Source organism: Pseudoalteromonas sp. TAE56, assembly GCF_000497955.1.
Classification (GTDB): domain Bacteria; phylum Pseudomonadota; class Gammaproteobacteria; order Enterobacterales; family Alteromonadaceae; genus Pseudoalteromonas.
The window spans coordinates 1-23,467 of sequence record NZ_AUTN01000135.1; the positions used below are offsets into that span (position 1 = coordinate 1).

At 40.4% G+C, this 23,467-nt stretch carries 24 protein-coding genes and 1 pseudogene; 9 read left to right on the forward strand and 16 right to left on the reverse strand.

Features of this window, described 5'->3' with window-relative positions; translation table 11 throughout:
- Window positions 1-284 precede the first annotated feature (284 nt).
- Window positions 285-830 carry a gamma carbonic anhydrase family protein gene (locus tag L656_RS0115835; protein WP_024599934.1) on the forward strand — a complete coding sequence of 182 codons (546 nt, stop codon included), beginning with the start codon at window positions 285-287 and terminating at the stop codon, window positions 828-830.
- On the opposite strand, the gene L656_RS0115840 is transcribed toward L656_RS0115835, so the two are convergent.
- Both L656_RS0115840 and aroE read right to left on the reverse strand, forming a co-directional pair.
- Window positions 822-1,076 (reverse strand): DUF1488 family protein, encoded by a 255-nt coding sequence (locus tag L656_RS0115840; protein WP_024599935.1) that lies wholly within the window; start codon window positions 1,074-1,076, stop codon window positions 822-824. The genes L656_RS0115835 and L656_RS0115840 overlap by 9 nt on opposite strands.
- A complete protein-coding gene (gene aroE / locus L656_RS0115845; protein WP_024599936.1) occupies window positions 1,073-1,897 on the reverse strand; it encodes a shikimate dehydrogenase in 825 nt (274 codons plus the stop codon). The genes L656_RS0115840 and aroE overlap by 4 nt, the downstream gene beginning before the upstream one ends.
- 52 nt (window positions 1,898-1,949) lie before the next feature.
- Here aroE and L656_RS0115850 point away from each other — a divergent pair, with 52 nt between their 5' ends.
- Window positions 1,950-2,387 carry a group II truncated hemoglobin gene (locus L656_RS0115850; RefSeq protein WP_024599937.1) on the forward strand — a complete coding sequence of 146 codons (438 nt, stop codon included), beginning with the start codon at window positions 1,950-1,952 and terminating at the stop codon, window positions 2,385-2,387.
- A gap of 63 nt (window positions 2,388-2,450) precedes the next feature.
- On the opposite strand, the gene hemF is transcribed toward L656_RS0115850, so the two are convergent.
- From hemF to L656_RS0115880, 6 genes are all read right to left on the reverse strand, one after another.
- Window positions 2,451-3,401, reverse strand: coding sequence for an oxygen-dependent coproporphyrinogen oxidase (gene hemF, locus L656_RS0115855; RefSeq protein WP_024591292.1), 951 nt, complete (start codon window positions 3,399-3,401; stop codon window positions 2,451-2,453).
- 1 nt (window position 3,402) lies between these two features.
- A complete protein-coding gene (locus L656_RS0115860; protein WP_024599938.1) occupies window positions 3,403-3,966 on the reverse strand; it encodes an L-threonylcarbamoyladenylate synthase in 564 nt (187 codons plus the stop codon).
- Between the two features lie 25 nt (window positions 3,967-3,991).
- Window positions 3,992-4,567 (reverse strand): DNA topoisomerase family protein, encoded by a 576-nt coding sequence (locus L656_RS0115865; protein WP_024599939.1) that lies wholly within the window; start codon window positions 4,565-4,567, stop codon window positions 3,992-3,994.
- 114 nt (window positions 4,568-4,681) lie between these two features.
- On the reverse strand, window positions 4,682-5,155 hold the full coding sequence (locus L656_RS0115870; protein ID WP_010555161.1) for a DUF494 family protein: 474 nt from the start codon (window positions 5,153-5,155) through the stop codon (window positions 4,682-4,684).
- Between the two features lies 1 nt (window position 5,156).
- Window positions 5,157-6,248: a DNA-processing protein DprA gene (gene dprA, locus L656_RS0115875; protein WP_024599940.1), complete on the reverse strand. Its 1,092-nt coding sequence runs from the start codon at window positions 6,246-6,248 to the stop codon at window positions 5,157-5,159.
- Window positions 6,249-6,279: 31 nt separating this feature from the next.
- Entirely contained in the window at window positions 6,280-7,398 is a 1,119-nt protein-coding gene (locus tag L656_RS0115880; protein ID WP_024599941.1) for a LysM peptidoglycan-binding domain-containing protein, read from the reverse strand.
- 117 nt (window positions 7,399-7,515) lie between these two features.
- Here L656_RS0115880 and def point away from each other — a divergent pair, with 117 nt between their 5' ends.
- From def to trkA, 4 genes are all read left to right on the forward strand, one after another.
- The gene (def, locus tag L656_RS0115885; protein ID WP_024599942.1) at window positions 7,516-8,022 is read left to right on the forward strand and encodes a peptide deformylase; all 507 of its coding nucleotides are present in this window, start codon (window positions 7,516-7,518) and stop codon (window positions 8,020-8,022) included.
- A 21-nt stretch (window positions 8,023-8,043) separates the two neighbouring features.
- Window positions 8,044-8,997: a methionyl-tRNA formyltransferase gene (gene fmt, locus L656_RS0115890; protein WP_024599943.1), complete on the forward strand. Its 954-nt coding sequence runs from the start codon at window positions 8,044-8,046 to the stop codon at window positions 8,995-8,997.
- Complete coding sequence (gene rsmB / locus L656_RS0115895) at window positions 8,990-10,285, forward strand: 16S rRNA (cytosine(967)-C(5))-methyltransferase RsmB (RefSeq protein WP_024599944.1); 1,296 nt, start codon at window positions 8,990-8,992, stop codon at window positions 10,283-10,285. Before fmt ends, rsmB begins: the two co-directional genes overlap by 8 nt.
- 86 nt (window positions 10,286-10,371) lie before the next feature.
- Complete coding sequence (gene trkA, locus L656_RS0115900; RefSeq protein ID WP_024599945.1) at window positions 10,372-11,748, forward strand: Trk system potassium transporter TrkA; 1,377 nt, start codon at window positions 10,372-10,374, stop codon at window positions 11,746-11,748.
- Window positions 11,749-11,813: 65 nt separating this feature from the next.
- Here the strand turns inward: trkA and L656_RS0115905 are convergent, their stop codons facing one another.
- The 8 genes and pseudogenes from L656_RS0115905 to L656_RS0115940 form a co-directional block, all read right to left on the reverse strand.
- Window positions 11,814-12,029 carry an EF-hand domain-containing protein gene (locus L656_RS0115905; protein ID WP_024599946.1) on the reverse strand — a complete coding sequence of 72 codons (216 nt, stop codon included), beginning with the start codon at window positions 12,027-12,029 and terminating at the stop codon, window positions 11,814-11,816.
- A 79-nt stretch (window positions 12,030-12,108) separates the two neighbouring features.
- Window positions 12,109-12,321: a calmodulin gene (locus L656_RS0115910; protein ID WP_024599947.1), complete on the reverse strand. Its 213-nt coding sequence runs from the start codon at window positions 12,319-12,321 to the stop codon at window positions 12,109-12,111.
- Window positions 12,322-12,460: 139 nt separating this feature from the next.
- On the reverse strand, window positions 12,461-12,673 hold the full coding sequence (locus L656_RS0115915; RefSeq protein ID WP_024599948.1) for an EF-hand domain-containing protein: 213 nt from the start codon (window positions 12,671-12,673) through the stop codon (window positions 12,461-12,463).
- A 464-nt stretch (window positions 12,674-13,137) separates the two neighbouring features.
- Complete coding sequence (locus L656_RS0115920; RefSeq protein ID WP_024599949.1) at window positions 13,138-13,797, reverse strand: flagellar brake domain-containing protein; 660 nt, start codon at window positions 13,795-13,797, stop codon at window positions 13,138-13,140.
- Window positions 13,798-13,829: 32 nt separating this feature from the next.
- A pseudogene (locus tag L656_RS01000000122355) lies at window positions 13,830-15,255 on the reverse strand (TrkH family potassium uptake protein).
- Window positions 15,256-15,351: 96 nt separating this feature from the next.
- On the reverse strand, window positions 15,352-15,966 hold the full coding sequence (locus L656_RS0115930; RefSeq protein ID WP_024599950.1) for a YigZ family protein: 615 nt from the start codon (window positions 15,964-15,966) through the stop codon (window positions 15,352-15,354).
- An 88-nt stretch (window positions 15,967-16,054) separates the two neighbouring features.
- Complete coding sequence (gene pepQ, locus L656_RS0115935) at window positions 16,055-17,377, reverse strand: Xaa-Pro dipeptidase (RefSeq protein WP_024599951.1); 1,323 nt, start codon at window positions 17,375-17,377, stop codon at window positions 16,055-16,057.
- Between the two features lie 112 nt (window positions 17,378-17,489).
- The gene (locus tag L656_RS0115940) at window positions 17,490-19,379 is read right to left on the reverse strand and encodes a transglycosylase SLT domain-containing protein (RefSeq protein ID WP_024599952.1); all 1,890 of its coding nucleotides are present in this window, start codon (window positions 19,377-19,379) and stop codon (window positions 17,490-17,492) included.
- Window positions 19,380-19,572: 193 nt separating this feature from the next.
- Here L656_RS0115940 and fadB point away from each other — a divergent pair, with 193 nt between their 5' ends.
- The 3 genes from fadB to tusA all read left to right on the forward strand — a co-directional run bounded on the left by fadB (window position 19,573) and on the right by tusA (window position 23,464).
- On the forward strand, window positions 19,573-21,732 hold the full coding sequence (gene fadB / locus L656_RS0115945; protein WP_024599953.1) for a fatty acid oxidation complex subunit alpha FadB: 2,160 nt from the start codon (window positions 19,573-19,575) through the stop codon (window positions 21,730-21,732).
- 4 nt (window positions 21,733-21,736) lie between these two features.
- A complete protein-coding gene (gene fadA, locus L656_RS0115950) occupies window positions 21,737-22,906 on the forward strand; it encodes an acetyl-CoA C-acyltransferase FadA (protein ID WP_024599954.1) in 1,170 nt (389 codons plus the stop codon).
- A 318-nt stretch (window positions 22,907-23,224) separates the two neighbouring features.
- A complete protein-coding gene (tusA, locus tag L656_RS0115955) occupies window positions 23,225-23,464 on the forward strand; it encodes a sulfurtransferase TusA (protein WP_007377644.1) in 240 nt (79 codons plus the stop codon).
- The last annotated feature ends 3 nt before the right edge of the window (window positions 23,465-23,467 follow it).

The window sequence follows — 23,467 nt, forward strand, 5'->3', positions numbered from 1 at the left end:
CTTTTGGAAGATTTAAAACCGAAGTTTTATTTAACTCTCTGAGTTGTTCCTGCCTCGCTATGCGTTGGCGTTTCCCGTCTCAGTGGGGTCGCATTATAGGGAGATCATATTTTTACGCAAGCACTTTTTTAAAGAAAAAGTAAAAAAAGATGCTGTTCGGTTAGTATCTGAACTAAACACCCTGAAACTGATAGTTTTGTAACCAAACAGTGCACTGTATGGTACAAAAATCACCTTGCTGATACACTCAAATACTAATAATCATGATCTAAAAGGTACTAACTATGGCAATTCGTTCTTATAAAGGTGTTACTCCTTCATTTAATGCGTCTGTTTATGTTGATGATTCATCGGTTTTGGTTGGTAACATTACTTTAGGTGATAATAGTAGTGTGTGGCCGTTAGTAGCTGCACGTGGTGATGTTAACTATATACGTATTGGTGAGCGTACAAATATACAAGATGGCAGTGTATTGCATTTATCTCGTGCAACTAAAAGTAATCCTGATGGTTACCCACTTATTATAGGTGACGATGTAACTGTTGGTCATAAGGTAATGCTGCACGGATGTGTATTAGGGAACCGTATACTTGTAGGTATGGGCGCTATTATTATGGATAACGTGGTTGTTGAAGATGATGTAATTATTGGCGGCGGCTCTTTAGTGCCACCAAACAAACGTTTAGAGTCTGGTTACTTATATGTAGGAAGCCCAGCTAAGCAAGCCCGCCTTCTTACAGAGCAAGAACTTGCCTTTTTAAAAATATCTGCAGATAACTATGTATCACTTAAAGATGAATACTTAGCTGAAATCGCTAACTTAAGTTAATAAGCTTACTTCAATTTGGCCTGCCGAGTTATAGCTCTCCTCTTCGATGAGTTCCTCGGCACGCTCCTCATAATCAAAACGGTACTTTTCAAAATACTCTGTTGCATGGCTTTCGTCTGTTAATTTAAGCGTATTTACTTGTATTACACACTCCACCAGCATGCCACTAACTTGTGCAAAAAATACTAACTGATGATCAGGCTCTCTAAATTCTAGCCTATCTATAAATTGTATTGCCTGATTCATTTAAGCACCCCTTGTTTAAGCGCATCCACTACGGGAAGTATTTTTGGCATTTTATTACGCCATACATAATATGCTTGAGCAGCTTGACCAACTAACATTCCACTGCCATCTAAAAGCTTAGCGTTAATATTATGCTGTGCAACCCAATTCATAAAAATGGTATTTTGCAGTGAATAAAACATGTCATAAGCTACTTCACAGTTAGTTATGTGTTTTTCATCAAGAGCTGGAAGCTCATCATTCATACTGCTAGATGTAGAGTTTATAATTAGTGAGTAATCGCTTACTGGTAAATCACTAAAGCCGAAGCCAGATACTGGTCCATATTGAGTAAACAGCTCTGCGAGTTCTTTGGCTTTTTGTGCTGTGCGATTAACTATTATTATTTCCTGAGGGTTATGCTCTAACAAAGGTAAAATAACCCCTCGAGCAGCACCGCCCGCACCTATGATTAAAATGCGTTTATTAGTTATGGCTACTTTATTAGCGAGTAAATCATTTACAAAGCCCACACCATCGGTGTTATCACCGAGTAATGTGCCATCATCTCGTTTTTTTAATGTATTAACAGCCCCTACAATTTTAGCTAATGGCGTAAGCTCATCAGCCATTGCATAGGCTTGCTCTTTAAATGGCATCGTAACGTTAGCGCCAACACCACCTTGCCCAAAAAAAGACAATACTGTTTTTTCAAAGTTATCGATAGGTGCTAATATTGCGCGATAGTCGATTTGCTCACCCAGTGATACAGCAAATTGTTTATGTATCGCGGGGGATTTTGAATGTTTAATTGGATTTCCAAAAACCGCATATTTGTCCATTTTAAAGCAACCTCTTTGCAGCATAAACTGCCTATTAACGATGATAAATTATATGATTAAACGACTTTTCTCTAAATCTAAGCCAGCTCCCGAGCAACAGGCTCCTACTCCTGAAAAAACACCGTATGAAATAATAGGTGGAAAGAAAGGGGCGCGTGCTATCTCCAATCGATTCTACGACATAATGGAGTCAGATGAATACGCTAAACCGTTATATGATATGCATCCTCTGCCATTAGATCGAATTCGCCAAGTATTTTTTGAATTTTTATCTGGTTGGTTAGGCGGGCCGAACCTATTTACTGAAAAACATGGCCAGCCAATGCTACGTAAAAGACATATGCCTTTTACTGTAGATAAAGCATTGCGCGATCAATGGATGTACTGCATGAATAAAACGCTGGATATAGAAATAGACAACCCGTTGTTACGTGAAGGCTTAAAGCAATCATTCTCTCAACTAGCAACGCACATGATCAATCAACATTAAATTTGTATTTAGCCACAATGCAAAAAGGCGCTGATTAGCGCCTTTTTGATTACTGTGTAATTGTTATAATTGCCATTCTCTGGCTATCAACTCACTTGGTTGACTCGTTAACCACTCTTGCGGGCGTAAGTAATACTGATATAGGTTAGCTTCTGGGCTACTTGGTTCTGGTTTATAATTATATTCCCAGCGTGCAAGTGGTGGCATAGACATTAATATAGACTCAGTGCGCCCGCCACTTTGTAGCCCAAACAACGTACCTCTATCCCACACTAGATTAAACTCAACGTAGCGTCCGCGACGATAAAGCTGAAAATCACGTTGTTGCTCTGTGTATTCATCATTTTTACGGCGTTCAATAATAGGTAAATAGGCATCTAAAAAGCCATTACCAACCGATTGCATAAACGCAAAGCTCTTTTCAAAACCAAGTTCGTTTAAGTCGTCAAAAAATAAACCGCCGACTCCGCGCGTCTCGTCTCTGTGCTTTAAATAAAAATACTCGTCGCACCATGTTTTGTATTTTGGATAAACTTCACTACCAAATGGTGCACAAATATCATGAGCAACTTGATGCCAATGCTGTACGTCTTCTAATACTGGATAAAAAGGAGTGAGATCAAACCCGCCACCAAACCACCATATTGGCTCTTCGCCTTCTTTTTCAGCAATAAAAAAGCGCACATTGGCATGACTTGTTGGTACATGAGGGTTTTTTGGATGAATAACTAACGACACACCACATGCATGAAAGCTGCGTCCTGCAAGCTCTGGTCTATGCGCTGTTGCCGAACCTGGCATTGAAGCGCCAAATACATGTGAGTAATTTACCCCACCTTGCTCTATCACTGTGCCATTAGTGGTTACACGTGTGCGGCCACCACCGCCCTCTGCTCTTTGCCAGTTATCTTCTATAAATTTAGCACTGCCATCTGCAGCCTCCAAACCTTGGCAAATAGTGTCTTGCAAAGCCATAAAGTATGCTTTTACTTGATCTAATAATTCGCTTTGCATATTAACCTCTAAATATTTTGCCAGTCATGGCGTCTTTTATCGTGCTTGGTTGAGTATTGCCACCTAATGGCTCATCAACGTAAAAGCCAACTTGCTCTGCAAATTGCGTTTTAGCTTGCTCAATACTAATGACCGTTTCTTGCCCTGTTAAGTTTGCACTCGTTGATACAAGCGGTTTGCCAAACTCTTGGCATAAACGTTTTACTGTTGGATGGTTAGTTACTCTTACTGCGATAGTATCAAACTGCCCAGTTAACCACTTGGGTGTATTTTTAGATGCAGGCATAACCCACGTAATTGCAGCAGGCCAACTCGAAAATATATCAGCGCGTTTATCCATAGGTATTTTTGCATCATCTACGTATTTTAATAATTGTCCGTAGTTATCAGCAATTAAAATAAGCCCTTTTTCAACCGGGCGTTGCTTAATAGCTAATAGTGCCTCAACGGCTTGTTGATTATCTGGATCACAACCTAAACCATATACAGCTTCTGTTGGGTATAAAATAACTTCGCCTTGCGTTAAGCACGTTATTGCAGTGGGCGTATTTGAAAGGTCTGACAAAGTAGTCTCCAGATATAATTAAACGTTATTCAGTTGGGGTCAGCTTATGCATGCAACTTTTTTGTGGGCATTGCAATAATGTGCCATTTGCCATATTTCTCTCTATGACGATGGGCCAGCCACATTCAGGACACGGGTGTTCGACCGGTTTATTATTAAGCGTGTATTTACAACTTGGGTAGCAATCACAAGAATAAAATACTTTACCAAATTTATTACTGCGCGCGACTAAATGACCCTTTTTGCATTTGGGGCAACTTGGCAAAGTGTCTTCGCTTTGTTTTTCTTCATTTTCGTTAGCAATATAATGACATTCTGGATATCCCGTACACCCAATAAACATACCGTAGCGGCCATTTTTAACCACCAGCGGTTTGCTACACTCAGGGCATACTGAATCTTCTAATATTTTGATTTCGTTACTATCGTGATGTGCCAACGGCCTAATAAAGTCGCATTTAGGATAACTTGCGCATCCTAAAAAAGGGCCTGATTTACTATTGCGGATCACTAACTCTGAACCACACTGTGGGCATATCTCGTATTCTTTTTCGAGGGCGTGCTTGTTCGCCGAGAAAAGCGAATGGTCGATTTTACTCATGGTGATCCTAATAGGTTGGTGAATTTTCGCCTAATATACCCAAACCACTTAAAGATACAAGCAATGCTGTGCTTATCCGTTTAAGTAATTTGAGTACAATTAAGATAATTATCTCTAATGGAGAAGTTCGCTGGGTTCATCAAAAATCAAATCTTCCATTTGCTCATACGCCTCCTCAGAGCCAGGAACATTAAACAAAATCATAAGTACAATCCATTTTAAATCTTCTAGGCTTATGGTTGGTTTATCCAGAGAGGCTAAACAGTCCATTACCATCTCACGAGTTACATTGTTAATTACGCCTATTTGCTCAATAAACATTAAAAAGCCACGACACTCAGCACTGAGCCTTTGGCATTCGCTATCGGTAAATATACGAACTGCATCTTTAGGGTTAGTAATAAGATAAGGAGACTCATCGCTGTGTTGTAAATCGGCGAGTTGCTCTAACCAATCGAGTGCTTTAAATATCTCAGGCTTATTAAAACCCGCGCGCAGTAGCTCGTCGGTTAACTCATTTTGCTCTGCAAATATATCTGCTTCGCTATGAATGTAATTTTCAAAAAGATATAAAAGAATATCAAACATATTACCTTCCTGCGCTTAACTTAATATAACCATCTAGGACGCGCTCAATCTGATCGTCTAATTCTAAATCGAGCAATCTAGCGAGTACTTTGTCTATTGGCCACCGAGCGCGACGCACAATGTCGTCTACGCTGGTTACTTCAAAGCCAATACTATTTAAAACCTCACATTGAGAATTTGTCTGAATTGGCTGTTCTTTATTACATACGCTATTGTCGTAAGTAAAACTCACCTCATCAAGAATGTCAGCCACGTTTTCTACTAACTTAGCGCCTTGCTTTATTAAAAAGTGACTTGCCTGTGCTAGCGGGTTTTTAATAGAACCTGGTACTGCAAATACCTCTTTATTCTGTTCAAGCGCATAACGTACTGTAATTAACGAACCGCTTTTGATTTCAGCCTCAACAATGAGCACCCCCAAAGATAAACCAGAAATAATACGATTACGGCGCGGAAAGTTATGAGCATGAGCAGCTGTTCCTGGTAAAAACTCACTCACCAGCAGGCCGCTTTCTAACACTTGGTCTGTTAATAGTTTATGGCGTTTAGGATAGTAAATATCAACCCCAGTACCAAGCACTGCTATGTTTTTACCCGTACCAGCAAGAGAGCCCTTATGTGCTGCTCCATCTATTCCCCGCGCCATACCTGAGGTAACTGTAATCCCCGCCAAAGTTAACTCGTATGCAAATTCTGATGCTATTTCAAGCCCAGTAGGTGTGGCATTACGACTCCCTACAATTGCAATTTGTGGGGTAGATAGTAACGAGACATCACCCCTACAAAATAGTAATAAAGGGGCACTGGCAATCTGCCGGAGATCTTCTGGATAAAGCGCATCAAAAATACAGACTACGGTAATGCCCTGCTGCGCAATTAATTGCTCATAATGGCTGATTTGTTGCCAATTAGTGTTGAGTAAATTACTCGCTTGATTAGCGGTTAATCCTAGCTGTAAAAGCTTGTCATGAGGTAAGTCGAATAACGACCCAAGGGAATAGTTTGTAGATAGTGCTAAAAGGGTTTTTATACCCAACCCTTTACACATATAAAAGGCAAGCCAGTGGGCTAGCTTGCCAGATGACTGATCCATGCTCTCTCCTAGAGCACCGACTCGCTACTTCTTAATGAATAACTGCAATATCTCCAATGCGAATTGGGTGCTGGTTTTTAGTTATTAATGCATAACTTATTTTGTCATACACTTTAAAGACAATTAGCTCGCCAACTTTTTCTTTAGGCATAGTCCACGTTGTATTTTCTTCGTCAGACTCATCACCAAATAATTGGCTCACATCAGATAAAAGCTTCTCGTATTTACTAGAGTCTTCTGGGTAACGAGGGCCACGAGGACCATCAATAACCGTTGGCGATTGACGCTCTAGATCTAATACATGACCTTCTTCTATATTTTGTTCACTGCCTAAGTTTAGCACTACAACATCCATTGTGCTGAATTCTCTAACGTGGCGCGGGGAAGCGATAATATTCCCTGTTACAGGCTCAGAAGGACGGTGTATATTAAAGTACGCAGGAAGCATTTGACCTTCCATTGCCGGCATTAAAAAGTCACCTTGCTGAATTTCTCGTTTAACAGATTCAACACGTAATGACGAAGGCACGCCATTGTGTTCATCACCTGCTCTAAACGCACGTGCGATACCCACGTAAGATGCACGCGTTGCTAACACTTCACCAGTTAAGTCGGTGTAAGCGTCACCCTTGTGGTAAATGGCGTACGCTTTATGTACTTGTAAGTCGCCTTTAGCATATAAAATATGACCTAACGTTTGTGTTTTAGTGTTTTCATTAGCACCTAAAATATAAGGTTTGCCTTTAATATCATCACTGTTCATTGCTTGCTCGTAACTGATATAAGGTTTAATCATTTCAAGCGGCAAGGTAGTAATAGCATTACGCCCTTTTGGTGTAATACGCCCCTGAGGAGATAGCTTTCTATATCCTTTATTGATCACTAAACGTGGGTTTCCATCTGCATCGTATATCAGCGCTAATGCATCACCGGGGTAAATTAGGTGCGGGTTGTCAATTTGTGGATTCATTTGCCAAAGTTCAGGCCATAGCCAAGGCTCATCTAAATAGATGCCAGAAATATCCCAAAGTGTATCGCCTTTTTTTACAACATACTGTTTTGGTGCATCTTTTTTTATTTTAAGCACGTCAGCAACTGCGGGGAATGCAGCACTTAACGTAAGCATGATTGCAAGTAATGGAGATTTCATTGAGCTTCCTTGTATTGTTTTTTCATTATTATTGCCCAAAACCTGTTAAAGGTGAACGCGAATGGCTAAAATAAGAGCATACAATACCCTAAATTAAGCACAAGTGAAAAGGTAACTATGGCTAGGTTAGAAGTTTTAAGATTTCCAGATGAGCGTTTACGTACTATAGCAAAAGATGTTGCACAAGTTGACGACACAGTACGCCAAATTGTAAAAGACATGCTAGAGACAATGTACGATGAAAATGGCATTGGACTTGCGGCCACGCAAGTAGATATTCATCAACGAATCGTTGTTATTGATGTATCAGAAGAGCGTGATGAGCCACTGGTGTTAATTAATCCACAAATCATTAAAAAAGACGGCTCTACCGTTAGCGAAGAAGGCTGTTTATCAGTACCTAACTCGTATGCAAAAGTAGATCGCGCAGAAACAGTAACAGTCGCAGCACTTAACGAAAACGGTGAAGAATTTGTACTAGATGCAGATGAATTACTGGCTATTTGTATTCAGCATGAACTAGATCACCTTCAAGGTAAGCTGTTCATTGATTACTTATCTCCATTAAAGCGCCAACGTATTCGTAAAAAGCTTGAAAAAGAAGCCAAATTTGCAGATCAGTAATAAGCACCTTAGGAAAACTCAGTGACTCAACCATTACGCATTATATTTGCCGGTACGCCGGACTTTGCAGCACGTCATTTACAAGCGCTGATACAAAGCGAGCACCAAATAGTGGGTGTATATAGCCAGCCAGACCGCCCTGCTGGTCGTGGTAAAAAATTAAAAGCCAGTGAAGTTAAAGAGCTAGCGCTTGAGCACAACTTACCGGTTTTTCAGCCACAGTCATTAAAAAATGATGAAGCACTAGCAGAGCTAACAAGCTTAAATGCCGATATTATGATTGTTGTAGCGTATGGCTTAATTTTACCTAAAGCTATATTAGAAGCCCCGCGTTTAGGTTGTTTAAATGTGCATGGTTCTATATTACCGCGCTGGCGCGGTGCTGCACCTATTCAACGCGCAATTTGGGCTGGTGATGAACAAACCGGCGTAACAATAATGCAAATGGATGAAGGGCTAGATACCGGCGATATGCTACATATAAGTCGCTGCCCTATTAGCACGACAGAAACTAGCGCAAGCTTATACACAAAACTTGCTGAGCTAGGACCAGACGCATTAATTGAAACCATTAATAAATTAGCTAATGGCGAGATCACCCCTGAACCTCAAAATGATGAACTTGCTAACTACGCTAAAAAGCTTTCTAAAGAGGAAGCTAATATCGACTGGTCTATGAGTGCGCTGCAAATTGAGCGCAACATTCGCTCTTTTAATCCATGGCCAGTGTGCTTTACCCAAATGGGTGGGCAAACAGTAAAGATTTATCAAGCGCAGGTTGTGCAGCAATTAGGTGATCCTGGGCAAATTTTATCAAGCGACAAAAATGGCGTAGTAGTGGCGTGTGGCGAACACGCTTTATGTATTACGCAATTACAGCCGCAAGGTAAAAAACCAATGGCAATTAACGACTTTTTAAATGGTCGTAGTGACTGGGTTACCCCTGGCACAATATTAGGCGAAAACAATGAGTAATGTTCCAAACGTAAGAGCGCTTGCCGCTGAAACTTTATATAACGTCGTTGATAAAGGCGCATCGCTTAATCAAGAACTTCCATTTGCCAGCCAAGGCTTGCCGCCTAAAGATAAAGCGTTACTACAGCAAATTTGTTATGGCGTTTTACGCTATTTACCGAGCCTTGAAAATTACTGCCAACACTTAGTAGAGCAGCCATTAAAAGGTAAACGTAGAATATTTCAGTTTTTATTGTACGTAGGTATTTATCAGCTACAGCATATGCGCGTACCACCGCATGCTGCTATTTCAGAAACTGTAAACGCACTGGCTCAACTTCGCGCTTTAGGATTAAAAGGGCTAATAAACGCCATTTTACGTAGTTTTCAGCGCCAACAAGCAGAGCTTGAAGAAAAAGCAAAGCTGATCCCTGTGTGCTTATACAACCACCCAAATTGGTTTATCAAACAAGTTAAAGAAGCCTATCCAGATAGCTGGGAAGATATACTTGCAGAAAACCAACAACAAGCACCTATGTGGTTACGTGTAAATCAGTCGCAGTTTAGTACACAAGAATACAGCGATATGCTTAGCGCTAATGATATTGAACACACCTTAAACCCAGATTTTGTAGATGGGATTAAGCTTGCTAAGCCACGCGATGTATTTTCATTGCCTGAGTTTGATACGGGTGCATGTTCAGTACAAGATGCCGCAGCACAACTTGCAGCACGCTTTTTAGAACCTAAAGCAGATGACTACATTTTAGATGCCTGTGCAGCACCTGGCGGTAAGACGTGTCATATATTAGAGCTTGCTGATGCAGAAGTACTTGCACTTGATAGCGATGCAACTCGCCTTGAACGTGTTAAGCAAAACTTAACGCGTATTGGCTTAGGCGCAGATCTTCAATGTGGCGATGCATCACAACCACATACTTGGTGGGACGAAAAATTATTTGATCGTATTTTGCTTGATGTGCCTTGTTCGGCTACTGGCGTAATCCGCCGCCACCCTGATATAAAATGGTTACGTCGCGCATCTGACATCGAAGACTTATCTAAATTACAAAGCGATATTCTTGATAGCATTTGGCCACTATTAAAACCAGGCGGCACATTAGTATATGCTACGTGTTCGGTTCTTCCACAAGAAAACCAGCAGCAAGTCGCTAAGTTTTTAGCTAATAACGATGACGTAGAGCATATTCCGCTACACGAAAACGATACCTTAACAACTCCTGGTTTGCAGTTATTACCCGGTGAAAGTGATGGATTTTATTACGCTAAACTAGTTAAAAAAGCCTAATAGCCGTACACTGAATAGTTAGCCATTTATGAAATATTAAATGGCTATTTTTTTAATTAAATTATGGTCAATACCACGGGTAAATAATGAAAATAATTATACTCGGTGCCGGGCAAGTTGGCGCTACGCTTGCTGAAAACTTAGTTGGCGAACAAAACGAAATTACTGTTGTTGATATTGACGGTAACCGATTACGTGAACTTCAAGATAAGTACGACTTACAAGGGGTTATGGGCCACAGCGCACATCCTGATGTATTACGCCGTGCTGGCGCTGAAGATGCCGATATGATTATAGCCGTAACCAGTTCAGATGAAGTGAACATGGTTGCATGCCAAGTGGCGTACAGTATTTTTAATACTCCCACTAAGATTGCCCGTATTCGCTCGGAGCAATATTTAAAGTACCGCGAGAAGCTTTTTCAAAATGATGATTTACCAATCGATCATTACATTGCTCCCGAAGCACTGGTCACTAAGTATATCCGCCGCTTAATTGACTACCCTGGTGCTCTGCAAGTGTTGCAGTTTGCTGATGGCATGCTCTCATTAGTAGCAGTGAAAGCTTACTATGGCGGTTTACTTGTGGGTTATGCGTTATCTGCACTTAAAGAACACATCCCTAATGTAGAAACTCGTGTTGCCGCTATTTATCGTCAAGGTAAAGCAATAAAACCATTAGGTACAACCGTTATTGAAGCAGATGATGAAGTATTCTTTATTGCCGCTACAAAACATATACGCGCAGTAATGAACGAGCTGCAAAAGCTTGAACGCTCTTACAAAAAAATTATGATAGCTGGTGGCGGTAACATTGGCGCTGGCCTTGCCCGCTCACTTGAGAAAAACCACACCGTTAAATTAATTGAGCGCAGTAAAGAACGCGCTGAACAACTCTCAGAAATGCTCGATAACACGGTCGTTTTTTGTGGTGACGCATCGGATCAAGAACTTCTTTCAGAAGAACATATTGAACAAGTCGATGTATTTATTGCCGTAACCAACGACGATGAAGCTAACATTATGTCAGCCATGCTTGCTAAACGTATGGGCGCACAAAAAACCATGGTGCTTATTCAGCGTGGTGCCTACGTAGATTTAGTCCAAGGCGGCGAAATAGACATTGCCATATCACCACAACAAGCCACTATATCTGCGCTATTAACGCACGTACGCCGTGGTGATATTGTTAACGTGTATTCACTGCGTAAAGGCGCAGCAGAAGCCATTGAAGCCGTTGCTCATGGTGATGAAAACACATCTAAAGTGGTTGGTCGTGCGATTGCCGATATAAAACTTCCTGCAGGAACAACTATTGGGGCAATAGTACGTAATGACGATGTGCTGATAGCCCACGACGATACAATTATTATGTCGGGCGATCATGTCATCATGTTTTTAATCGACAAAAAACATATTACCGTTGTAGAAAAGCTCTTCCAAGTAAGCGCTATATTCCTATAATCATTGTTCTTAAACGCAAAAAAGCCGCTGACTAAGGCGGCTTTAGTGGAGTATGAAGCGTTTGCTTACTGTACTTTTGAAAACTCTTCTTTAGAAATCTCACCATTTCCATCGGTATCTAAATCATCAAAGATTTTTACAAGCTGAGGGTTAACCTTTGCTTCTTCCATTGAGATTACGCCATCGCCATCTGCATCAAAAGAAGAAAAATCGACTGCTGCGTATGCTGCTGATGAAGATGCTAAAACGATAACTGCAAGTGTTGTATTTAATGTTTTCATAATAATATTCCTAGTAAGATGGGAAGTCCTTTTCAAAGATCCCTGACTGTGAAAAAATGTTTAACCTGGAAAAGATTAATCAGTAATTAGCGAACTCTTCTTTAGAAAGCTCACCGCTACCGTCGGTATCTAGCTCAATAAATTCAGCCATTAAGTCTGTATCTACTGCAGCTTCGCTTGGGCTAATTGTGCCGCTACCATCGATATCAAGGCTGTCAAAATCTGATGCTGCAAATGCAGCTGAAGAAGACGCTAGTGCGATAAGTGCTAATGCTTTATTTAAATGTTTCATAACTTAATCCTTCAATGTTCTATCAAAAAAATTGCTTCGTTTAACTTAAAACGTAATTTTCACTTCCTTGTTATCCTCTTTCGTAAGCTCCCTTGCCTACTTAGGTTGTCTTTGGCAACTCAGGACAAATACTTTTAAATTATGCTTCTGAAAATTCTTCTTTTGATAACTCACCATTTTGGTCAGTATCAAGCTCTGAGAACATGCTCATTAACTTCGCATCTACTGATGCTTCTGCTTGGCTGATTGTGCCACTGCCATCAACATCAAGTGTGTCAAAGTCTGTTGCAGCAAAAACGGCTGAAGATGATGCTAATGCGATAAGTGCTAAAGTTTTATTAATGCTTTTCATAATATGTATCCTTCAAATTTATGTGTGTGCGATTAAGTATTTCACTTTGAATCACGATTTCGTTCAGTACACCTAGACTATTACAACTTAGATGCCAACATTTAAAAGCTATTAAATTTCAGATAGTTAAATGTAAAAGGCATAAAAAGAAGGGGTTTTTAAAGTAATTACTGTTGCCTTTTAGCAACGCACTTTATAGTGGATATATTAAAACGATTAAAAACATATAGTTATGTTTATATAAAAAGATACATTTTTAAATGCATGGTTTTAAAATGAGTGGTTTTAAAGAGTAATTGAGATAAATTTTAACGAGGTAGATTTAATAACACAAAATAAGCTGCCAAAAATAATACTTAATGTATTGTTTTATATTAATAATATTTTTAATTATGAAAATAATAAAAAATATTTTATAAGCACTGACATAAAACGCATTTTTGTTGCAAATAAGCGAAAGCTATTTATTCGACGGTAGGTTCGAGTGCAGAAGGGTCTATAAAATGCTCTTTCATAAAGGTTTTCATTTCATCCTCGCTTGCTAGTAGCTTAATCCCACAGTGCACACCTTCGGCATGCTCTTTAACACTGCAAACTTCACCTTCAAAGTCTTTATCGCTGCTATTAAGTATGACAGTGCATTGCATATCTTTAATGCTTTCAACTTGCTGATCGCCTCTAATATCAAACATTACACCGGTAAGTGAAATATCTTTAATAAGGCCTTCAAGTACCCTGTCGTCACTTAGTTTTAGTTTTGCAGGTAGCAAGGTAGGTATTCGCGTTTGCGAGCGTAGTGAAAATAACTGCACTTGCTTAGGGTAGTTAATAAACACGAGCTTAGCCGGGTGAGAAGCTACCGACATAATTTGTTGGCGAAACGCTATAACTTGCCCACCACTGCCTTCAATAAGCGCTCTTACAACAACCATTACGCCATCTCGTAAATAGTCAGTCGCGGCCGGCAAACGCTTGGCATTAGGATAGTTTAAAATAATGAACTGTTTATCGAGTAAACCAACTAATTCAGTTTTAACACGCTTACTGCTTGTAGGTGTTAATATTTCTAGGTCGACTAAGCTGCCTACACCTATATGCTTTAGCTTTTCTAAATTTGTTGGCATATCCCTTTCCCAATGATGAATTTATTGGCTTTTTACCCACGCCAAAATGTAGGCGTAAATAGCACTAATAAGGTAAATATTTCTAGGCGCCCAAACACCATTGCAATGGTCAGTAACCATTTAGCGCCATCGGTTATAGCGCCGTAATGCGAGGCTACATCACCCAAACCTGGGCCCAAGTTATTTAAACAAGCCGCAGTGGCTGAGAATGCAGTTATGTTATCCATACCCGTGCCCATAAGCGCTAACATAATAATAATAAATACCAGTGCATACGCAGAGAAAAAGCCCCATACGGCTTCTACTACTTTATCTGGCAACGCCTTTCGACCCAGCTTGATTGAATATATAGCACGAGGATGCACCAAACGATTAAGCTCACGTACTCCCTGCAAGTAAAGTAGGAACACACGCACTACTTTCATACCACCACCGGTAGAGCCTGCACAGCCACCAATAAAGCTCGAAAATATAAGTAAAATAGGTAAAAACAAAGGCCATGTTGAAAAGTTATCAGTAGCAAAGCCTGCTGTTGTACTCATTGAAACAGCTTGAAATAGCGCCTGATCGAGGGTTTCATCGCCATTAGCAAATATTTCATTAGAGGAAAGCACAGTAAAACAAATAACCACCAGCGCTAATTGAATACACAAAAACACCTTAAACTCAGGGTCTCGAATATAAACTTGTATGTTACGACTAGCCANCGGCGGCAATAATTAAAAAGAACACACAAATAAAGTTAATTACAGGGCTATCAAAGTGCCCCATGGATGCATCATAAGTAGAAAAACCACCTATCGCGACCGTTGAAAATGCATGACATATCGCATCAAACCACTCCATTCCCGCAGCCCAATAAGCCAGCATACAAGCAATCGTAAGCGACACATATATATACCAAAGATGCTTTGCTGTATCGGCAATTCGCGGGGTCATTTTAGAATCTTTTACAGGCCCTGGTATTTCAGCGCGGTACAACTGCATACCACCAACACCTAGCATGGGGAGTATAGCAACAGCGAGTACAATTATACCCATACCGCCAAACCACTGGAGCTGCTGGCGATAAAACAACACCGACTTGGGTAAGTACTCAATACCGGTAAGTACTGTAGCGCCGGTGGTGGTTAAGCCAGAAAATGCTTCAAACACCGCATCGGCGAGCGATAAATTAGGTTCTTGTAAAAATATAAGCGGCAAGGACGCAAACGCCCCAAGTACCAGCCAAAACAGGACAACAATTAAAAAGCCTTCACGCGCTTTTAAGTCACCGTTTTCATGGCGGTTTGGGTAATAAGCCATCATGCCAATAACAACACTAAAGATAAATGCTAAAACAAAAGGAACACCACCACCGTCTTTATATATTAAAGACACCAGTGCCGGCGGCACCATGGTAATACTAAACAGCGCAACAAGTTGGCCAAGAATTTTTATGATGGTACGAAATTGCATTTAGCTTGTCGCTTTTATTATTAGTAAATTCAGGCTGAGTAGTATCAACCAAATTAAATAGGGTCAGTATGCATTACATGCAATTTGTCTAGGTTATTACTCTTTAATAGTTAACTCAACTGCGCCGTGACTTAAATCAAAAATATCTTTGATTGCTTGCTGAGCTTCGCGACTATCTATTGTAATCACCCAATCAATATTAGCAGTAAATTGCTTCTCAATATTAAGCACTTGATACTTTGTTTTTAATAACTGCTCAATCGCACCTTGCATGCTGTACTCGCTACTCCCTGTAATTTCAACACTGGGAACTTTAAGTACCGTTTGCAATTTTACTAATGCATTATTTAATGAGCCACCATAAGCACGTACTAATCCGCCCGTGCCTAATTTTATTCCGCCAAAGTAACGTGTAACAACAGCTGTGATTTCGCCAAGGCCTGAACCCACCAGTACATTTAACATAGGCTTTCCTGCCGTGCCATTGGGTTCACCATCGTCCGAAAAACCATAAACATGACTACCACCGGGGTTGCCTGCCACATGTGCCCAGCAGTTATGACGCGCATCGCTATACTTTTCTTCAATGCTTTTAATAAATGCTTTGGCTGAATTTAAATCGGGGGTATGTGCAATGTGGACTATAAACGTACTTTTTTTAATTTCTTCTTGGTGAAAAACGTCAGCAGCAGGATATTTATATTCAGACATATTTTAAACTTGTAAAAAGGGGGCCAAAAGGCCCCTTTAAGTAATGTACGTATTTTAACGTGTATAAATTAATTAGTGTTAACTAGAATTAATCGAGTTCTAAATTACGCGTCATATTCTCTAGGCTATCTTCGTGAACAATAATGTTATCTTCAATACGAATACCGCCAAATGGTTTGAATGACTCAACCTTTTCCCAATTAATAAATTGTTTATTATCGGTTTGCGCTAAATCACTAAGCAGTGAGTCAATAAAGTATAAACCGGGTTCAATAGTAAACACTTGGTTTTTTTCGATCAGGCGAGTACAACGCAAGAACGGATGCCCTTCAGGCGATGGCTGATGCGTGCCCTTTTCGTCACTCATAAAACCGCCCATATCATGCACTTGTAAACCTAGGTGATGCCCTAGTCCATGCGGGAAGAAAGTAGAGGTAATTTTACGCTCTACAATTTCCTCAGCGGGTAGGTTAACAATTTTAAAGTCACTAAGTATTTGTGCAATACGGTTATGGCATTCAACGTGTAAATCACCATAAAGCATACCCGGCTTCAAACCTTTACCTAGTTCGATTTGTTGAACCGTCATCGCTTGTACAAGCTCGGCAAACTCACCCTGCTTTTTAAAATCATACGTACGAGTAATATCAGCGGCATAACCGTTAAAGTTTGCACCGGCATCTATTAAAAATGAGTTATGTGTTTGTGGCGCTTTTGGATCAAAGTGCGTGTAGTGCAAAATAGCGCAGTTTTCGTTAAGTGCAACAATGTTGCCATACGGCATTTCATTTTCGCTTTGACGTGTAGCCATTAAGTACGCTTGCTGAATATCGAACTCACTGCCGCCATTAAAAAATGTATCGCGTGCAGCTTTATGTCCATCTACTGCAATGCGGTTAGCGTTGCGTAAACACTCAAGCTCGTACTGCGTTTTATAAGCGCGATGGTAATGAAAATAGTTAAGTACAGGCTCTGGATTCATAATACTAAAACCAAGTGCTTGTGCTACTTCAATGTACTCACCCATATAAGCGTACTTAGCTTTATCGTATGGTAATAACTTTTCAACTTGATCAGGTTGCAGTAATAGCTCTATATCAAAGTACTCAGCCCAAAAGTCGCGAGGCTCATCTGGCACTTTATGCCAAAAATCTACCGGGCGATAAAATATTAGTTTTGGCTTGTCGCTACCATTCACCACAATCCAGCAATGAGGATTATCAATAACCGGTAACCACGCTTTAAACTGTGGATTAACTTTAAATGGATAATACATATCATCTAAAAACTGGCGCTTAGCTTGGCCTGAATGAATTACTAATCCTTCTAACCCTTCGCTATTACAAATTGTACGAGTACGCTGTTGCAGTGTTGCAATATGTTCGGCGTATAAAACGGCTAATTTATCCATTGTTAATCCATCTGTTAAATTTAACTTGCTTTGAGTCTACCACTTATACGCTGGGCGCTCAAAAAAGGGGATATCTAAACGCATTAAATATCCCCCTACTTTAAACTTATGTTTACTGACCGCCCATTTTCATATCTAGTAGCGGCGCTAATACATTACCTTCTCGGCCCATTCTTGTATGGTAAACCTGTCTGTAAGCAAATACATTTTTTACGTAATCACGGGTTTCACGATACGGAATAAGCTCTACCCACAGCTCAGCTGGAATAGCTTCATCAGGCAACCAACGCTTTATACGATGATAACCCGCATTATAAGAAGCCGTAGCCAGCACTTCGTTACCGTGGTTTTTCTTTTTCAAGTACTGTAGGTAACTCGTACCCAACCTAATATTTGTTTTAGGTTGATATAAACGACTACTCGTAACGCTGCTTTTATTCACATAGTCTGCCGTACTTGGTAATAACTGCATTAAACCACGTGCATTAGCATGCGAGCGAGCATCTGGTGCAAAAGAACTTTCACGCCTTGCAATAGCAATACTCCATGCAACATCTATTTTACTGCGCTTACTGTAGCGCTCAAATACATCCTGAAACGCAAATGGAAAGCGTTGCTCTACGTTATCCCATGCTTTAATTTTTGCTAAAGTAAAAATAGTACTGTCGTGCCAACCGAGATCGGTAGATAGCTGTGATGCTGCCAGCTTTTCTTCATCGCTAGACGTATCCGTTAAATAATTCCACTCCCGGCGCGCCGACGTAAAGCGCTCAATATCATAAAGTGCTTTTGCACGTTTAAAGCCTGGCGCATTACTTACTTTATCTACAAGCATTTGATCAACAGCTAAAGGTTGATTATTTAAATCAACGGGCAACCCCAAACGAGCTGCTGCTAAAAAGCCGTAATAATCACGATTAGCCGCTACTTTTTTCCAAATATCGTCTGCTTTTTGCTGCTCACCACGTTTAGCATAGCTATAAGCTAACCAATATTGCTGGCCAAGGCTTAAGTTTTCTTTACCCGTAAAAAACGCAGCTATCCCTTCCCAATCTTGGATTTTAAGCATATTGCCCAATTGCCACTGAATAAGCTTGCTGTCTAGTCGCTCTTTTGGCACTTTATTTAGCCAAAAGCTCGCTTGTTTATGCCCGCTTGAAGCAAGTGACAATGCAAAGGTGTAATACACACCCGATTTTTCCTCGTCACTGTACTTAAATATTTTTTCTAACTTTTCCCACGCCTTCAAAGCAAGCTCTTTATCGCGCCATATTAGACGCTTAACACCATAAAGTGCTATTTGGCCTTCTTTAGCCGACTTATTTTTATATCTATATAATCCAGCTGCAGCGCTTGGATCTTTACGTACTTTTAAATATAAATCTGCTAAGTAGCTTTCATTTTTAGGTAACAGCGTTTTTAAATAAGGTAATAAGCTTTGCGTACCGCCATCTGCAGCGAGTGTAACGCGCTTCCAAACGATTTCTTCTTTCATGTAGCCTTTTTTTCGCCACTGTGAAAACAAACTATCGCACTCGTTTGGCTGCGACTTACCCACAGCCCATAGGTCAGTTACCTGATTAAATATTGCTTTTTCAGGTGCGCCCAAATCCAGCTGAAAATCTAGATAAGTACAGGTAAGCCCAGTATTAGACGTTTCACGATAATTACGAATATAAGCTGCTTTTTTGTTTTTCTTTTTTAAATACTCTAACCACGCTTTGCGTACCGGCCACTCAAGCGGAGTATGTTGATATATGTTTAAATAGTCTTCTATTTCTGCTTGATACTTAATATTTGGATGGCGCTGCCAATATGTTTTTTCAACGTAAGGTTTCAACGGATGATTTAAGCCACTAACCGCTTCTTTAAAGTCTTGGTAGCTTCCGTATCTTACTTTTTTTTCGGCATCTAAAAATGCCTCGTTATCGATACTTGCCTCGGCAGAATAAAGAGGGAAAATGAATGCAGCTGCCGCAACACTTAATAAATATTTTTTCATAATGTCCTTTAATAAAAAATTAAAGTAGTGAATAAAAACTTTTCAACCACCTTAGCACCAAACCAGCTATATTTTAACCAGTCGATTGTAACCGAGTTAAATTTTTCGTTGCATTTTTAATTTAAAGCAAGCACACTGATTGAAATGCAAACTCATCGTACCAGTCTTAGTTCGTCAACTAGGGAGAATAATAATGTTATATAAAAGCGATTCCTTTGAAGTTAGCTTCCTAAAGGAAAGCATCGCCGAGTTTAAGTTTTGTGTTGCAGGTTCTGTAAACACATTATCTCAAAAAACTCTTTCAGATTGCGCAGCAGCATTAAAAGAATTAGCCGCCAATACTGATATTAAAGGCATGATTTTTACCAGTGATAAAGAACACTTTATTATTGGTGCCGATATCTTCGAATTTTTACCTACTTTTACTAAACCTGAAGAAGAATTAGTAGTGTGGATCAAAAACGCAACCGACGTTTTTGATGCGATCGAAGATTTACCATTCCCAACTCTAAGCGCTATAAACGGTATGGCACTTGGCGGTGGTTGTGAGTGGGCACTTGCTACCGATTATCGTGTGGCAAGCGAAACAGCTAAAATGGGCCTACCAGAAGTTAAACTTGGCATAATGCCAGGGTTTGGTGGCACAGTGCGCTTACCACGTATCATTGGCGCCGATAACGCAATGATGTGGATTACCTCAGGCGCCGAAAATCGCGCAGCAGATGCCCTTAAAGTAGGTGCGTTTGACGCGGTAGTTAGTGCTGACAAACTTTTAGAATCAAGTGTATCAACACTTGAGCTAGCGATTTCTGGCAAGTTAGATTGGCAAGCAAAACGCAACGTAAAACTACAACCACTTAAATTAAACCGTGTTGAGCAAGGCATGAGCTTTGCTATGGCAGAAGGTATGGTAATGGGTAAAACCAAAGGCCACTATCCTGCACCGGTTATGGCTGTACGTACTATTAAAGCAGCGGCAAACTGTACTCGCGATGAAGCAATGGCAATCGAAAACGCTAACTTTGCTAAATTAGCACGTACACCAGAAGCAGCTGCACAAACAGGTATTTTCCTAGCTGACCAATACATTAAAGGTAAGGCACGTAAATTTGCTAAGCACAGCGATGTAGAAATTAAGCAAGCCGCTGTATTAGGTGCTGGTATTATGGGAGGCGGTATTGCATACCAGTCTGCTTATAAAGGCACGCCTATTATAATGAAAGACATCCAACAAGATGCACTTGATTTAGGTATGGGTGAAGCGTCTAAGCTATTAGGTGCAAAAGTTAAGCGTGGCCACATGCCAATGGAAAAAATGTTGGCAACACTTAGCAAAATTAAGCCAACACTTAACGAGTCAGATCTACAAAGTGCCAACATTATTGTTGAAGCCGTTGTAGAAAACCCTAAAGTTAAGCAAGCAGTACTAGCGGATCTTGAAAAGAACATGCCAGAAGGCACTGTACTTACTTCAAACACATCAACTATTTGTATTGATTTACTAGCCCAAGCGCTAGATAAGCCAGAAAACTTCTGTGGTATGCACTTTTTCAATCCAGTGCCAAAAATGCCATTAGTAGAAATTATCCGTGGTGCAAAAACATCAGATAAAACGATTAATGCAGTAGTTGATTACGCGCTTAAATTAGGTAAATCGCCAATTGTTGTTAACGATTGCCCAGGATTTTTTGTAAACCGTGTTTTATTCCCTTACTTTGCAGGTTTTAGCAAGTTAGTGGTTGAAGGCGCTAACTTTGCAAAAGTAGATAAAGTAATGGAAAACGTATTTGGCTGGCCTATGGGTCCGGCTTACTTACTTGATGTTGTAGGTATTGATACAGCATTCCATTGTACTGGCGTAATGGCTGACGGTTTCCCTGAGCGTATGGCTCGTGCGGATAAAGACCCTGTAACTATTTTTGCTAACGAAAAACGTTTTGGTCAAAAGAACAAAGCCGGTTTTTATAAATACGAAACAGATCGTCGCGGTCGTCTTAAAAAGTCTCATGACGAGACAGCAATTGAGCTACTAAGCCCAATTACAGACGCACCAAAAGAATTTGATAAACAAGAAATCATCGACCGTTGTATGATTCCAATGATCAACGAAGTGCTACTTTGCTTGCAAGAAGGCATTGTTGCCTCGCCGCAAGAAGCAGATATGGCATTAGTTTACGGTGTTGGTTTCCCTCCATTTAGAGGCGGCGCGTTCCGTTACTTAGATCAAACTGGTTTAGCTAACTTTGTTGCAGCAGCAGACAAATACGCTCACCTAGGTGCGATTTACCAAGTATCTGAACAAACTCGCAAGTGGGCCGAAGAAGGTCGTGTTTTCTATAAGGTGGAAGGTTAATATCATGAATAATCCAGTAATTGTAGATTGTATCCGCACACCAATGGGTCGCTCTAAAAGTGGTGTATTCAAACATAAACGTGCTGAAGACTTAAGCGCACATTTAATGAAAGGCTTACTTGATCGCAACCCAGCAGTTGATCCAGCATCAATTGACGATATTTATTGGGGTTGTGTACAGCAAACATTAGAGCAAGGCTTTAACGTAGCACGTAACGCAGCATTACTTGCCGGTATCCCACACAGCGTACCTGCTGTAACGGTTAACCGTTTATGTGGCTCGTCTATGCAAGCATTGCATGACGCAGCACGCGCAATAATGACAGGCGCTGGCGATACTTACCTAATTGGTGGTGTTGAGCACATGGGCCACGTACCTATGACTCACGGCAACGACTTTCATCCAGGCTTAGCAACATCAATTGCACAAGCGTCTGGCTCTATGGGCTTAACAGCAGAATACCTTGCAACGCTTCATGGCATTAGCCGTGAGCAGCAAGATAAATTTGCTTACCGTTCACATCAACGTGCACAAGCTGCCACAGTTGAAGGCCGTTTCCGTCGCGAAATTTTAGCAATGGAAGGTCACGATGCAGATGGTTCGCTTATCTTAGTTGAAGACGACGAAGTAATTCGCCCAGAAACAACAGTAGAAGGTCTATCAAAGCTTCGCCCTGTATTTAATCCTGCATCGGGTACGGTAACAGCCGGTACTTCTTCTGCACTTTCTGACGGCGCATCTGCAATGTTAGTAATGAGCGAAGAAAAAGCAAAAGAACTTGGTTTACCAATTCGTGCGCGTATTAAAGCAATGGCAGTCGCTGGTTGCGATCCATCAATTATGGGTTACGGCCCAGTACCAGCAAGTAAAAAAGCACTTGCACAAGCCGGTATTACAATTGATGACCTAGGCGTAGTAGAACTTAACGAAGCCTTTGCAGCACAATCATTACCTGTAATGAAAGATTTAGGGTTAATGGATGTTGTTGACGAAAAAGTGAATTTAAATGGCGGCGCAATCGCACTTGGTCACCCACTGGGTTGTTCGGGTTCGCGTATTAGCACATCGCTTATTCACTTAATGGAAGACAAAAATGTACGATACGGTTTAGCAACTATGTGTATTGGTTTAGGCCAAGGCATTGCCACTGTATTTGAACGTGTTCAAGACTAATTAGTTTTGAACATGTAAAACCATCTTGGTGATTAAAAAGGCGGACTGATTTTATTCAGTTCGCCTTTTTTATTAGCTTTAATTAAGTGAAAATTATCAGCTATAACACCAGTATGTAGTACTACGGAATTATGTGATCGGGCGTATTATTAAATAACGTGTTTTGCAGCAATAAAGTTTCAAATAAAATGGGCATATTAAGATAAGTAAAATAGTTAAATTACACTTAAAATTGCGTTAAACTCCCAAACTTATTAATTGCTATACCTAAGCACTCGCGTACGCAGCAATCACTTTAATTAAACAGGTCAATTTATTATGAGCTTTGATAATCCCGATCACCAATTAGATGCCATAGGCCTTCGCTGCCCAGAGCCAGTAATGATGGTACGTGCTGCTATTCGTAAAATGAGTGATGGTGAAACGTTATTAATAACTGCTGATGACCCGTCAACAACTCGCGACATTCCGAGTTTTTGTACGTTTATGGATCACACGCTGGTGGCTAAAGATGCAGAAGAAGCACCGTATAGATATGTGGTTAAGAAAGGGTTGTGAGCT